General features: G+C 71.1%; 14 protein-coding genes. 11 read left to right on the top strand and 3 right to left on the bottom strand.

Features of this window, described 5'->3' with window-relative positions; genetic code table 11:
* Positions 1 to 52: 52 nt before the first annotated feature.
* The 3 genes from BCF33_RS05285 to BCF33_RS05275 are packed head-to-tail and all read right to left on the bottom strand — an operon-like array spanning position 53 to position 2,567.
* Positions 53 to 523 (bottom strand): flavin reductase family protein, encoded by a 471-nt coding sequence (locus tag BCF33_RS05285; RefSeq protein WP_106159829.1) that lies wholly within the window; start codon positions 521 to 523, stop codon positions 53 to 55.
* Complete coding sequence (locus BCF33_RS05280; protein ID WP_106159828.1) at positions 520 to 1,416, bottom strand: aldo/keto reductase; 897 nt, start codon at positions 1,414 to 1,416, stop codon at positions 520 to 522. Before BCF33_RS05280 ends, BCF33_RS05285 begins: the two co-directional genes overlap by 4 nt.
* Positions 1,413 to 2,567 carry an LLM class flavin-dependent oxidoreductase gene (locus BCF33_RS05275; RefSeq protein ID WP_106159827.1) on the bottom strand — a complete coding sequence of 385 codons (1,155 nt, stop codon included), beginning with the start codon at positions 2,565 to 2,567 and terminating at the stop codon, positions 1,413 to 1,415. The genes BCF33_RS05280 and BCF33_RS05275 overlap by 4 nt, the downstream gene beginning before the upstream one ends.
* A gap of 60 nt (positions 2,568 to 2,627) precedes the next feature.
* On the opposite strand from BCF33_RS05275, the gene BCF33_RS05270 reads away from it, so the two are divergent.
* From BCF33_RS05270 to BCF33_RS05220, 11 genes are all read left to right on the top strand, one after another.
* Positions 2,628 to 3,341 (top strand): GntR family transcriptional regulator, encoded by a 714-nt coding sequence (locus BCF33_RS05270; protein ID WP_106159826.1) that lies wholly within the window; start codon positions 2,628 to 2,630, stop codon positions 3,339 to 3,341.
* Entirely contained in the window at positions 3,338 to 4,399 is a 1,062-nt protein-coding gene (locus BCF33_RS05265; protein ID WP_106159825.1) for a Gfo/Idh/MocA family protein, read from the top strand. Before BCF33_RS05270 ends, BCF33_RS05265 begins: the two co-directional genes overlap by 4 nt.
* A 167-nt stretch (positions 4,400 to 4,566) precedes the next feature.
* Entirely contained in the window at positions 4,567 to 5,685 is a 1,119-nt protein-coding gene (locus BCF33_RS05260; RefSeq protein ID WP_245883758.1) for an ABC transporter ATP-binding protein, read from the top strand.
* A gap of 60 nt (positions 5,686 to 5,745) precedes the next feature.
* Entirely contained in the window at positions 5,746 to 6,831 is a 1,086-nt protein-coding gene (locus BCF33_RS05255) for an ABC transporter substrate-binding protein (protein WP_106159824.1), read from the top strand.
* An 84-nt stretch (positions 6,832 to 6,915) separates the two neighbouring features.
* The gene (locus BCF33_RS05250; protein ID WP_106159823.1) at positions 6,916 to 7,203 is read left to right on the top strand and encodes a DUF1330 domain-containing protein; all 288 of its coding nucleotides are present in this window, start codon (positions 6,916 to 6,918) and stop codon (positions 7,201 to 7,203) included.
* Positions 7,200 to 8,561: an ABC transporter permease gene (locus BCF33_RS05245; RefSeq protein ID WP_106159822.1), complete on the top strand. Its 1,362-nt coding sequence runs from the start codon at positions 7,200 to 7,202 to the stop codon at positions 8,559 to 8,561. The genes BCF33_RS05250 and BCF33_RS05245 overlap by 4 nt, the downstream gene beginning before the upstream one ends.
* Before the next feature lie 4 nt (positions 8,562 to 8,565).
* Positions 8,566 to 9,471, top strand: coding sequence for an ABC transporter permease (locus BCF33_RS05240; protein ID WP_106159821.1), 906 nt, complete (start codon positions 8,566 to 8,568; stop codon positions 9,469 to 9,471).
* 64 nt (positions 9,472 to 9,535) lie between these two features.
* Complete coding sequence (locus BCF33_RS05235) at positions 9,536 to 10,516, top strand: glyceraldehyde 3-phosphate dehydrogenase NAD-binding domain-containing protein (protein ID WP_106159820.1); 981 nt, start codon at positions 9,536 to 9,538, stop codon at positions 10,514 to 10,516.
* The gene (arsJ, locus tag BCF33_RS05230) at positions 10,513 to 11,766 is read left to right on the top strand and encodes an organoarsenical effux MFS transporter ArsJ (protein WP_106160226.1); all 1,254 of its coding nucleotides are present in this window, start codon (positions 10,513 to 10,515) and stop codon (positions 11,764 to 11,766) included. The genes BCF33_RS05235 and arsJ overlap by 4 nt, the downstream gene beginning before the upstream one ends.
* Positions 11,767 to 11,797: 31 nt before the next feature.
* On the top strand, positions 11,798 to 12,664 hold the full coding sequence (locus tag BCF33_RS05225) for a metal ABC transporter substrate-binding protein (protein WP_106159819.1): 867 nt from the start codon (positions 11,798 to 11,800) through the stop codon (positions 12,662 to 12,664).
* A complete protein-coding gene (locus BCF33_RS05220; protein WP_281260004.1) occupies positions 12,661 to 13,545 on the top strand; it encodes a manganese/iron ABC transporter ATP-binding protein in 885 nt (294 codons plus the stop codon). Before BCF33_RS05225 ends, BCF33_RS05220 begins: the two co-directional genes overlap by 4 nt.
* The last annotated feature ends 16 nt before the right edge of the window (positions 13,546 to 13,561 follow it).

Genomic DNA, 13,561 nt, shown 5'->3' with positions numbered 1-13,561 from the left:
CCTGCGCGGCAGCCGAATCTTCCGTCCGGGCCGCAGCGCGAGCCTGACCCCCTCAGGGTTCCGGCGCAAACCTTCCGTAGCGCCCGCGATCGAAGATCAGGGCGTCCCCGTCGCGGGCATGGATGTCCGTCACCAGGCCCACGACGATCGTATGGTCGCCGCCGTCATGGGCGGCGTGGCGCGCGCAGTCGAAGCGGGCGAGGGTGCCGGGATGGACCGGCACGTCCTCGCCCGTCTCCCAGCCGGGGCCGAAGGCGCGGCCGTCGCGCACGAAGGCCAGCGCCTCGTCCTTGTCGTCCGCGGCGATCACATGGATCGAGAAGCGGGGCGCGGCGACGAACGCGTCGTGGCGCCGCGACGCCTTGGCGGGCGACCAGAGCACCAGCGGCGGGTCGAGCGATACGGAGGCGAAGCTGTTGGCCACGATGGCGAGCGGCCCTTCCGCGTCGCGGCAGGTGACGACCGTGACGCCGGTGGGGAAGCGCCCCAGGGCGTCGCGGAAGGCGCCGGCGTCGAAGGTCAAGCGACCTCGCGGCCGAGCGCGGCCTCGTAGAGACGGAACCAGTCCTGCCTGTCGAGGTCGACGCGCAGCGCGCCCGAGGCGGCGCGGATGCGGCCGAGGTCGTTGGTCCCCAGCACCGGCACGATCCCCGACGGGTGGCGCAGGAGGAAGGCGACCGCCACTGCGGCGCGGTCCACGCCGGCGCCTTCCGCGATCTCGTCCATCACCGCCTGCACAGGGCCGTTCCCGGTCATCAGCGCGCCGCCGCCCAGGGGCGACCAGGCCATCACGGGCTCCTGCCGGCGCTGGTGGAAGGCCAGGTCGCCGTTGGTGAAGGGGGCCAGCTCGTTCAGGGACAGCTCGATCTGGTTGGTGACCAGTTCGTTCTCCATCGCCGATTCGAGGAGTTGCACGTCCCAGGGCCGGAAGTTGGAGACGCCGACCGCGCGTACGGTGCCGCCGTCCACCAGCTCGTCGAGGGCCTCGCCCGTCTCGCGGTGGTCCATGAGGGGGTCGGGGCGGTGGATCAGCAGAAGGTCGATCACGTCGATGCCCATGGCCGCGCGCGACGCCTCGACGGAGGCGCGGACGTGCTCGCGCGTGGTGTCGTAGTGCTTGACGCGGACATGCCCCGCGTGGCGACCGGCATCGACGAGGATGCCGCATTTCGTGACGACCTCGATCCGGTCGCGCAGGGCGGGGTCCTCCCTCAGGGCGGCGCCCAGGATCGCCTCCGCCCGGTAGCCGCCGTAGATGTCGGCCTGGTCCATCGTGGTGATCCCCTGCTCGAGGCAAGCCTCGACCTTCGCGCGGACGTGCGCCGGCGAGGTGTCGGCCGCCTCGCCCAGCCGCCACATGCCGTAGACGATGCGGCTGATCTCGACGTCGCCGAGGGTCGTGCGGGGGGTGCTCATCGGCGGTCTCCGGTTCCGAGGGGCGTCGCCGGCACGCTGCTCGGCACGCGGCCGTATGCCTGCGGCAGGGACGCCGTGTCGAGATGCGGCATGACGAGGCGGCCGAAATGGCGGGCCTCGTCCAGGTGTGGGTAGCCCGAGAGGATGAAGGCGCGGATGCCCATGCGGCGGTACGCCTCCAGCTCGGAGAGGATTTGGTCCGCCGATCCCACCAGCGCGGCCCCGCAACCCGACCGGGCGCGGCCCACGCCGGTCCAGAGGTGCGGCTCGACGTAGCCGAACCGGTCGGCCAGCTCGCGCGCGCGGGCCTGGTGGGCGACGCCCAGCGAGGTGGAGTCGTGCGCGCGGCCGCGGATCAGAGCGCCATACTCGTCGTCGAGGGCGGCGGTCAGGTGCTCGGCGTACTCGCGCGCCTCGGCTTCGGTGTCGCGGACGATGACGTGGACGCGCAGGCCGTAGTCGAGGGTGCGGCCGTATCCCTCGGCCCGTTCGGCGACGGCGCGCATGCGGCCGGCGATCTCCTCCTTCGGCTCGGGCCACATGAGGTAGACGTCGCAATGCCGGGCGCAAAGATCGAGCGCGGGCGGGGAGTAGCCGCCGAAGTAGAGGAGGGGGCCGCCCGTCTGGTAGGGCTTCGCCGGATCGGTGGAGAGCCCGGAGAACGAGTAGACCTCGCCTTCGAAGTCGATCGTGTCGCGGGTCCAGGCCTGCTTCAGGATCTCGACCACCTCGGCGGAGCGCCTGTAGCGGTGCTCGGAGGGCGCGGTCTCGCCCGGGAAGTCGGAGGAGATGACGTTCAGCGTCAGGCGCCCCTCGAGCATGTGGTCGAGGGTGGCGACAGTGCGGGCCAGCATGACGGGCTGCATCTCGCCGCAGCGGATGGCGGCGAGGAAGTTGATCCGGTCCGTCAGGGGGGCCATCCCCGCCACGTAGGACAGCGTGTCCTGCCCGACCTGATAGCTCGACGGGCACAGGATGTTGCGGAAGCCCTGGGCCTCGGCCTCCAGCCCGATGTCGCGGCAGTGCGCCCACGAGGAGCGGAGCGCGCCGTCGGGCACGCCGAGCTGCGCGTAGTCGTCCGAGCAGAGCGCGGCGAACCACGAGACCTCGGCGCCGCGAAGGTCGGGGGAGGTGACGGGGACGATGCTCATGGGGGTGGACTAGCAGCGCGAAGCCGGTGCATCAATCCTGTATCAATCGATAGAGGTTCGATGCCGGACGAAGCCCCGCCCCCTTCCGCCGACCCGCCGCTCTGGCAGGTCGTCGCCGCCCAGATCACCGCCGAGATGGCCGCCGGGCGCCTCGCGGACGGCGCGCGCCTCTCGCCCGAGCGGGAGATGGCGCCCGCTATGGGCGTCGCGGTGGGCACGCTGCGGCGCGCGCTCGCGGACCTCGAAGGGCGGGGCCTGCTCGAGCGGCGGCAGGGCAGCGGCAACTACGTGCGCCATGCGGGGCTGGGGCGCGAGGTCTACGGCCTCTTCCGGCTGGAGCGGGCCGACGGCGTGCCGGGGATGCCGGGCGCCGACCTGCTGGACGTCGCGGAGGGCCGGGCGCCGGAGGGGGCGCCCTTCGGGTCCGCGACTCGCATCCGCCGCCTGCGCCGCATCGGCGGCCTGCACGTCGCGGCCGAGGAGATCTGGCTCGACGCCGCGTGCGGGCGGCCGCGGGCCGAGGAGCTCGGCGACAGCCTCTACCTCAGCTACGGGGCGCAGCTGTCGGTCTTCGTCACCCGGGTCGAGGACCGGGTGACGCTGGGCGACATGCCCGGATGGGCCGGGCTGGGCGCCGGCCGGTGCGGCCGGGTGCTGCGCCGGTCCTGGGCGGGCGGCGCGGTGGTCGAGGTCTCGGTCACCTCCTTCGACCCGTCCCTCGCCCACTACGTCAACCGCGCCGCCCGCACGGCGCCACCGAAAGGCCCCGCATGACCCTTCGCTACGGCATCCTCGGCACCGGGATGATGGGGCAGGAGCACATCCGCAACATCGCCCTCCTCGACGACGCCGAGACGGTCGCCTTCGTGGAGACGGACGAAGGGATGGCCGCCGGCGCCCGGGGCCTGCTGCCGGCCGCGCGGCGCTGCGCCTCGCTGGACGAGATGCTTCCCGGGATCGACGCGCTGGTGGTGGCGACGCCCAACGACCTGCACGCCGCCCAGCTGGCCGAGGTCGCCGCGCGCCGTCCGCTGCCGATCCTGATGGAGAAGCCGCTCTACACCGATCCGGCGGACGCGGACGCGGTCGCCCGGCTGGCCGAAGGCTATCCCGCGCCGATCTGGGTGGCGATGGAGTACCGCTACATGCCGCCCGTCGCCGCCTTCCTGGGCCGGGTCGGGGGGGCGACGGGCGGCATCCGCATGCTGTCCGTGCGCGAGCACCGCTTCCCCTTCCTCGACAAGGTGGGCCGCTGGAACCGGAGCAACGCCCGCTCGGGCGGGACGCTGGTCGAGAAGTGCTGCCATTTCTTCGACCTGATGCGCCTGATCCTGCGGGACGATCCCGTGCGGGTGATGGCGAGCGCCGGCCAGGACGTGAACCGGCTGGGCGAGGCGGACGTCTGGGACAACGCCTACGTCATCGTGGACTTCCGCGGCGGCGCGCGCGCCATGCTGGAGCTGTGCATGTTCGCCGAAGGCTCGAAGTTCCAGGAGCGGCTGGCGGCCTTCGGCCCGAAGGGGATGCTGGAGGCGAAGGTCGTGGGACCGGGGCGGTTCTGGCCGGAGCGGCTGGGCAAGCCCCCCGTGCCCGTGCTGACCGAGAGCCCGCGCGAGCCGCGGGGGCCGGTCAAGCGCAAGGTGCCGGTGCCGGAGGACCTTCTGGAGGCGGGCGACCACAACGGGGCCACCTTCTACCAGCACCAGCGCTTCGCGCGGGCCGCGCTGGGGAAGGGGCCGGTCGAGGTCACCGCGCGTGACGGGGCGTGGGCCGTTCGCATGGGCCACGCGGCGCAGGAATCGGCGCGGACCGGACGCGCGGTCGTGCTCTAGCCCTCGCCGGCGCCGCGTTCGCGGGCAGCCGGGCCGCGGGCGGGGCGGCGCGCCACGATCCGCTTGTCATCCGCGACGGGGGACGCGACACTCCGGCGCGAGGGTATTCCCCCGAAGGCCGGGAACGCGGTCGCGGGGGGCAGGGAAGGGACGACCGCTTGAACGAGATCGCCACCGACATCCGGCCGGAGGCCGCGACGGACGAGCCCTTCGTCGTGTTCGACCGCGTGCAGAAGAGCTATGACGGCGAGACGCTCGTCGTGAAGGACCTGAACCTCGCCGTGCCGCGGGGCGAGTTCCTGACCATGCTGGGCCCCTCCGGGTCGGGCAAGACGACCTGCCTGATGATGCTGGCGGGCTTCGAGACGGCGACCCATGGCGAGATCAGGCTGGCCGGCCGGTCGATCAACGACATCCCGCCGCACCGGCGCGGGATCGGCATGGTGTTCCAGAACTACGCGCTCTTCCCTCACATGACCGTGGGCGAGAACCTGGCCTTCCCGCTCGAGGTGCGGTCGATGGGCAGGTCCGAGCGCGAGGAGAAGATCCGCCGCGCCCTCGGGATGGTCCAGATGGAGGACTTCGCCGACCGCCGCCCCGCCCAGCTCTCCGGCGGGCAGCAGCAGCGGATCGCGCTGGCCCGCGCCCTCGTCTTCGAGCCGGAGCTGGTGCTGATGGACGAGCCGCTCGGCGCCCTCGACAAGCAGCTGCGCGAGACGCTGCAGTTCGAGATCACGAACTTGGCGCATCAGCTCGGGATCACGACGGTCTACGTCACGCACGACCAGACCGAGGCGCTGACGATGTCGGACCGGGTGGCGGTGTTCAACGACGGCGTGATCCAGCAGCTCGCCCCGCCCGACGAGCTCTACGAGCGGCCGCAGAACAGCTTCGTCGCCCAGTTCATCGGCGAGAACAACAAGCTGCCCGGCACCGTCGAGACCATTGCCGGCGACGCCTGCACCGTCCGGCTGGAGGATGGCAGCGTGATCGACGCGACGCCTGTCAACGTGTCGGAGCCCGGCGAGGCGACGCTGGTCTCGGTCCGGCCGGAGCGGGTCGAGTTCAAGCCGGAGGTGACCGCCGGCATGGAGCATACGGTCGAGGCCGAGGTGCTGGAGTTCGTCTACATGGGCGACACCTACCGCACGCGCCTGCGCGTGGCCGGCGACGAGGGCTTCGTCATGAAGTGCCGCAACAGCCTCGACCAGGAGAGGCTGTCGCCGGGCATGAGGATACGCATCGGATGGGACCCGCGGGACGCCCGCGCCCTCGACCGCGTCTGAGAGAACGACCGGGGGGGCAACCCCGGCGTAGAACCGAACCACCAACGGGAGCCTACCACCATGAAGACCAAGCTGATCCTCTCCACCGCCCTCGTGGCCGCGCCTCTCGCGGCGGCGGCCCAGTCCGACGTGTCGGGCGACCTGACGGTCATGTCCTGGGGCGGCGCCTACGGCACCTCGCAGGAGCAGGCCTACAACAAGCCCTTCGAGGAGGAGACCGGCGTCAACGTCACGATGGTCGACGCCGACAACCCCGCGACGCCCATCAAGGCGCAGGTCGAGGCGGGCAACGTCACCATCGACGTCGCGGACGTCGAGTACTCCGACGCGATCCGCCTCTGCGACGAGGGCCTCCTGATGGAGATCGACCCCTCGATCCTGCCCGCCGCGCCCGACGGCACCCCCGCGGAGGAGGACTTCATCCAGGGCTCGATCACGGACTGCGCCGTCCCCTCGATCGTGTGGTCCACGGTCGTCGCCTACAACACGGACAACGTCGAGAACGCCCCCGACAGCATCGACGACTTCTTCAACGTCGAGGAGTTCCCGGGCACCCGCGGCATGCGCCGGGGCGCGAAGGCGAACCTCGAGATGGCGCTGATGGCCGACGGCGTGCCCGCGGACGAGGTCTACGACACCCTCGAGACCGACGAGGGCGTGGACCGCGCCTTCGCCGTCCTGGACCGCATCAAGGACGACGTCATCTGGTGGGAGGCCGGCGCCCAGCCGCCGCAGCTGCTGGCCGACGGCGAGGTGGCGATGACCACGGCCTACAACGGGCGCATCTTCAACGCCGCGGTGGGCGAGGGGCAGCCCTTCGAGATCCTCTGGGACGGGCAGATCCTGGACTTCGACCTCTTCGTAGTGCCGCAGGGCGCGCCGAACCCGGACGCCGCGATGGCCTACATCGCCTTCGCCACGGACACCCAGCGGCTGGCCGACCAGGCGCAGTACATCTCATACGGGCCGGCGCGCGCGTCGTCGAACCCGCTCGTCGGGCTCTACCAGGACGGCGAGACCGAGATGGCGCCGCACATGCCCACGGCCGACGCCAACATGAGCAACAGCCTCGTGAACGGCTACGAGTTCTGGGCCGACAACGACACCGAGCTGAACGAGCGCTTCAACGCCTGGCTCAACCAGTGACGTGACCCCCGGGGCGCCCTTCCGGGGGCGCCCCTTCCATCCGGGCCCGCGCGGCCCGCACCGCATCGCCGGGGACCCGACCACATGCCCAAGGGCTACATCATCGGCCACATCACCGTGACGGACCCGGACGCCTACCGCGAGTACGTCGAGCGAGACACGCCGATCCTCGAAGGGCACGGGGGGCGCTTCCTCGTGCGGGGCGGCGCGTCGGACGTGCGCGAGGGGGCGTTCAAGGACCGCCACGTGGTGATCGAGTTCCCGTCCCTCGACGCGGCGCGCGCGGCCTATGACGACCCCGCCTATCAGGAGGTCGCGGGCATCCGCTGGCGCACCGCCGAAAGCGACATCCTTCTCGTGGAGGGCGCATGACCGACGCCGCCGCAAGCCGGGGCGCCTCGCCCCTCGATCCCCACGCCGCCGTGGCCGCCGTCGGCGGGGGCGTGGCCCCGACAGGCACCGCGCCGCTGCGGGCCGCCGACGGGCGGCCGCTGAAGGCCGCCTTGCAGCGGGCCGAGCGGGTGAACCGCCGGCGGGCCTTCCTCCTCGTCGCGCCGCTCCTGCTGTTCGTGCTGGTCACGTTCCTCTTCCCGATCGGCAACCTGCTGAAGCAGTCGATCTGGAACGACGGCTTCGTCGTGCACGAGAACTTCGCCACCGGCACCCGCACGCCGATCATGCAGAACCTCGGGGGCTGGTTCGACGCCAACCCCCCCGGCACCCCCGCGAACGAGGAGGCGTTCGCCGCCCTCGCCGCCGACATGGCGCAGCTGCGCGAGCTGCGCGCGCAAGGCTCGGTCGGCACGCGCATCAACTACGAGGTGCCGGGCACCCGCTCGCTCTTCACGAAGACGGCGCGGCGCGCGGACGACCTTCGGCCGCCTTTCATGGAGGCGATCCTCGACGTGGACGAGGACTGGGCCGACCCCGCCCTCTGGGCCGCGATGCGGGGCGCCTCCTCGCCGCTTACGCTGAACTTCTACCTCGCCGCCGTGGACCTCGAGCGGAACGCGCAGGGCGACATCGTCCCCGTGAACGAGAACCGGGCGATCTACCGCGACCTCTTCGGCAAGACGCTGGTGCTGAGCCTCGTCATCACCGGGGCCACGCTGCTGCTGGGGTTTCCCGTCGCCTACCTCCTGGCGACGCTTCCGCTCGCCAAGTCGAACCTGCTGATGATCTTCGTCCTCCTGCCGTTCTGGACGTCGCTGCTGGTGCGGACGACGTCGTGGATCGTGCTGCTGCAGTCGCAGGGGGTGGTGAACGACGGGCTGGTGGCGGCCGGCATCATCGGGGACGGGAGCCGCATCCAGATGATGTACAACCAGATGGGCACGGTCATCGCGATGACGCACATCCTGCTGCCCTTCATGGTGCTGCCGCTCTATTCGGTGATGCGGCCGATCGACCCTTCCTACATGCGGGCGGCTCGGTCGCTGGGCGCGAACTCCTTCACGGCGTTTCGCCGGGTCTACCTGCCGCTGACGATCCCCGGGATCGGGGCGGGCGCGCTCCTCGTGTTCATCCTCGCGGTGGGCTATTACATCACGCCGGCGCTGGTGGGCGGGGCGGACGGGCAGCTCATCTCGAACCTGATCGCCTTCCACATCCTCGACAGCCTGAACTGGTCGCTGGGCGCGGCGCTTGCCTCGCTGCTGCTGTTCGGGGTGCTGATCCTCTACTGGCTCTACGACCGGCTCGTGGGCATCGACAACCTGAAGCTGGGATAGACGCATGGCCCTTCCGTCGCACGCCACCACCTTCGAGAAGGTGTGGCACTACGTCTTCCTCGTCATCTGCGGGCTGATCTTCCTGTTCCTGATCGCGCCGATCCTCGTCGTCATCCCGCTGAGCTTCAACGCCGAGCCCTACTTCACCTTCACCCAGAAGATGCTGTCCCTCGACCCCGAAGGGTACTCGCTGCGCTGGTACGAGCGGCTGCTCGAGCAGGGGATGAACGCGCCGAACGCGGTGGCCGGCTGGTGGTCGGACATGTGGAACAACGCCGCCTGGGTGCGGGCGGCGAAGAACAGCTTCATCATCGGCATCGCCTCGACGCTGCTGGCGACGGTGCTGGGAACGGTCGCCGCCCTCGGGCTGTCGCGGCCCGAGATGCCGTTCAAGGGCCCCATCATGGCGATCCTGATCTCGCCCATGATCGTGCCGATCATCATCTCGGCGACGGGCCTGTTCTTCTTCTACTCGGCGACCGGCCTCGCCAACACCTATCCGGGGATCATCATGGCGCACGCCGTCCTCGGCATCCCCTTCGTCATCATCACCGTGACCGCGACGCTGGTGGGTTTCGACCAGTCGCTGACGCGGGCGGCGGCGTCGCTGGGGGCGAACCCCCGGCGGACCTTCTTCAAGGTGACGATGCCGCTGATCCTGCCGGGCGTGATCTCCGGCGCGCTCTTCGCCTTCGTGACCTCGTTCGACGAGGTGGTCGTCGTCCTCTTCGTCGCGGACTTCGAGCAGCAGACCATCCCGCGCCAGATGTGGAACGGCATCCGCGAGCAGATCTCCCCCACCATCCTGGCCGCGGCCACCATCCTCGTCGCCGTGTCGATCGCACTGCTGACCACCGTCGAGCTGCTGCGCCGGCGGGGCGAGCGGATGCGGGGCATCACCCCGTCATGAAACCTTCACGTGCGTCCCGCCGGATGCCGCGGCATCCGGCGGGCGGACGGAACGGAGGGGCGGGATGATCCTCTTGAACGGCTTCGGCCGGATCGGGAAGCTGGTGCTGCGCGAGTTGGCGGACCGTGGCCATGCGGGTGCCATTGCCGGCGTGAACGAGGTCGCCGGCGACGCCCGGGCCCTCGCCCACCTGATGGAGTTCGACAGCGTCCAGGGCCGGTGGGGCGGCGATGTCGGGACCGTCGGCGACGCCCTCGTGCTGGACGGGCACCGGGTGCCGGTCACGGCCCACCGCCGGATCGAGGATCTTCCCCTGGACGGGGTCGATGTCGCGGTGGACTGCACGGGCATGTTCCGCACCCAGGCGCAGCTGGCCCCCTATCGAGGCAGGGCGGGCAAGGTCGTGCTCTCGGCCCCCGTGAAGGACGGCGGCGCGCCGGAGATCTGCTTCGGCGTCAACCACGGGACCTATGGCGGCGAATGGCTGGTGACGGGCGCCTCCTGCACGACCAACTGCCTCGCCCCCGTGGTGAAGGTCGTCCAAGAGGCCTTCGGCATCCGGCACGGCTCCTACACGACGATCCACGACGTCACGAACACGCAGACGATCGTGGATGCGCCGCACAAAGACCTGCGGCGCGCGCGCTCGGCCATGCACTCGCTCATCCCGACCTCCTCGGGCTCGGCCAAGGCGATCGGGCGCATCTTCCCGGCGCTGGAAGGGCGGCTCGACGGGTTGGCGGTCCGGGTGCCGGTGACGGAGGGCTCGCTGACCGACATGACCTTCGAGCTGGAGCGGGAGGTTGCCGTGGAGGAGGTGAACGGCGTCCTGTGCGAGGCCGCGGCGGGGCCGCTGGCAGGCATCCTGGGCTACGAGGATCGGCCTCTCGTCAGCGCGGACTACACCGGCGACCGGCGCAGCGCCGTGGTGGATGGGCCGCTGACGCGGGTGACGGGCGGCACGCAGGCGAAGCTCTTCGCGTGGTACGACAACGAGATGGGGTATTCCGCGCGCCTCGCCGACCTGGTGGAGATGGTCCTCTGAGCGCCGGGGCCGAGGGCGCGCCCCTGCGCGCCTTCGCGGCCGTGACGGCGGCCTACTGGGCGTTCATGCTGACGGACGGCGCCCTGCGGATGCTGGTCCTGCTGCACTTCCACACCCTGGGGTTCACGCCGCTGCAACTCGCCGGGCTGTTCCTCCTCTACGAGATCGCGGGGGTCGCGACTAACCTCGCGGCGGGGTTCCTCGGGACGCGGTTCGGGCTGGCCGCGACCCTGAAGGCGGGGCTGGCGATCCAGGTCGCCGCGCTGCTGGCGCTGGCGGCGCTGGACCCCGCATGGGCGGTCGGGGTCTCCGTCGCCTACGTGATGGCCGTGCAGGGCCTGTCGGGGGTGGCCAAGGATCTGTCGAAGACCGCCGCGAAGTCCGCCGTGAAGGCCCTGGCGGGGGAGGGGGCGCTCTTCCGGTGGGTCGCGGCGCTGACCGGGTCGAAGAACGCGATCAAGGGGCTGGGGTTCTTCCTCGGCGCGGCGTCGCTGGCGGCGGCGGGTTTCGTGCCGGCGCTTCTCGCGATGGCGGCGGGGCTCGGGGCGATCCTGGTGGCGGTCGTCCTTCTCCTGCCGCCGGGGCTGCCGGGGGCGAGCAGGGGCGCGAGGTTCCGGCAAGTCCTGTCCCCTTCGCGCGCGGTCAACGGGCTGTCGCTGGCGCGCATGTTCCTCTTCGGCGCGCGTGACGCATGGTTCGTCGTCGGCCTGCCCCTCTTCCTGGTCGAGGCGCTGGCCCCCGTGATCGGCGGCGGATCGGCCTTCTTCGTGACGGGCGGGTTCATGGCCCTCTGGATCGTGGGCTATGGCGCCGTGCAGGGCTTCGCGCCCGCGATCCTGCGCGCGCGGGGCAGGTCCGTGGCCGAGATCGCCGCGATGGCGGTGGACTGGGCGCGGGTGCTCACGGTCGTGACGGGCCTCGCCGTCCTCGCCAGCGTGGCGCCGGAGGGGTGGCGCGTGCCGCTGGTCCTGCTCTCGCTCCTGGCGTTCGGGGTGGCGTTCGCGCTGAACTCGTCCCTGCATTCCTACCTGATCCTCGCCTTCGCAGGCGAGGGGCGGATCACGATGGACGTCGGCTTCTACTACATGGCCAACGCCGCAGGCCGCCTGATCGGCACGGCGGCGTCGGGCCTCGCCTACGCGTGGGGCGGGTTGCCGGCGTGCCTGTCGGCGGCCGCGGTCCTGTCGCTGCTGTCCATGACGGCCGCCCGCCGCCTGCCCGAACTCGCGAAGCGTTCGCAATCCACTTGACTTCTTGCGAACGCTTCGCAGGTAGTGATCCATGATCAGAACGCTTCTCGCCACCGCCCTGCTCGCCACGCCGGCAGCCGCGGACATAAAGGTCGCAACGACCTTCACCGTCATCGCCGACATGGCCCGCGAGGTCGGCGGCGAGCATGCCGAGGTCGCCTCGATCACCCGGCCGGGGGCGGAGGTTCACGGCTACTCGCCCACGCCTCGCGACATCCTCGACGTGCAGGACGCGGACCTGATCCTCTACAACGGCATGAACCTCGAGCTGTGGTTCGATCGCTTCTTTCGCAATCTGCGCGACGTCCCCGCGGTCGAGGTCTCCGAGGGGATCGAGCCGATTTCGATCTCGGGCGGGTCCTATGACGGGCGGCCGAACCCGCACGCCTGGATGGGGCTGGAAGGCGCGCGCGTCTACGTCGACAACATCGCCGAGGCGTTCGCCGAGGCGGACCCCGAGAACGCCGAGTACTACCGCGCCAACGCCGCCGCCTACGTCGATGAGATCGAGGAGACGGTGGGCGAGGCGGTGGACGCGATCGCCGCGCTTCCCGAAGGGCGGCGCTGGCTCGTCACCTCCGAGGGCGCGTTCTCCTACCTCGCGCGCGACCTGGGCCTGAACGAGGCGTTCATCTGGCCGATCAACGCAGACCAGCAGGGCTCGCCCTCGCAGATGCGGGCGGTGATCGACACGGTGCGGGCGAACGACGTGCCGGCCGTCTTCTCCGAATCCACCGTCCCGCCCGAGCCCGCGTTTCAAGTCGCCCGCGAGACGGGGGCCGAGTACGGCGGCATCCTCTACGTCGACTCGCTGTCGGAGGCGGACGGGCCGGTGCCGACCTATCTCGACCTCCTGCGCGTCACCATCGGCACCATCGCCGGGGGCCTGTCCGAGTGAAGGACAGCATCCCCGGCACGCGCGAGGGGATCGCCGTCGAGGGGTTGACCGTCGCGTATCGCAACGGCCTCGTCGCGCTGCGCGACGCCTCCTTCGCGATCCCCGAGGGGACCATCACCGCCCTCGTGGGGGTGAACGGCGCGGGCAAGTCGACCCTCTTCAAGGCGATCATGGGCCTTCTGCCCGCCCGCGACGGCACGATCCGCATCCTGGGCCGTCCGGTGGACAAGGCCCTGAAGGAGAACCTCGTCGCCTACGTCCCCCAGGCCGAGGAGGTCGACTGGGCCTTTCCCGTCCTGGTCGAGGACGTCGTCATGATGGGGCGCTACGGCCGCATGGGCTTCCTGCGCCGCGCCTCGGCCGCCGACCGGGCTGCCGTGGACGCCGCCCTGGAACGGGTCAGCATGTCCGAGTTCCGCGACCGCCAGATCGGCGAGCTGTCCGGCGGGCAGCGCAAGCGCGTCTTCCTCGCCCGCGCCCTGGCGCAGGAGGCGAAGGTCATCCTCCTCGACGAGCCCTTCACCGGCGTCGACGTGAAGACGGAGGACGCGATCGTGGACCTGCTGCGCGACCTGCGTGCGGAGGGGCGCGTGATGCTGGTCTCGACCCACAACCTCGGCTCGGTCCCCGCGTTCTGCGACCGGGTGGTGATGGTGCGGGGCACCGTCCTCGCCGCGGGGCTGACCGACCTCGTCTTCACGCGCGAGAACCTCGCCGAGGCCTTCGGCGGCGTGCTGCGCCACTTCGTCCTGGAGGGCGCGGACCTTCACGACGACCACGAGGAGGACGCGCGCCGCGTCACGGTGATCTCCGACGACGAGCGGCCGCTCGTCCTCTACGACGACGAGCACGCCCGGGCGGATGCGGAGGACGGCGAGTGACCCGCGCCCCGCACCC

Origin of the sequence: Hasllibacter halocynthiae (genome assembly GCF_003003095.1) — a bacterium.
GTDB classification, from domain to species: Bacteria; Pseudomonadota; Alphaproteobacteria; order Rhodobacterales; family Rhodobacteraceae; genus Hasllibacter; species Hasllibacter halocynthiae.
This window is presented reverse-complemented; position numbering and strand designations above follow the sequence as displayed.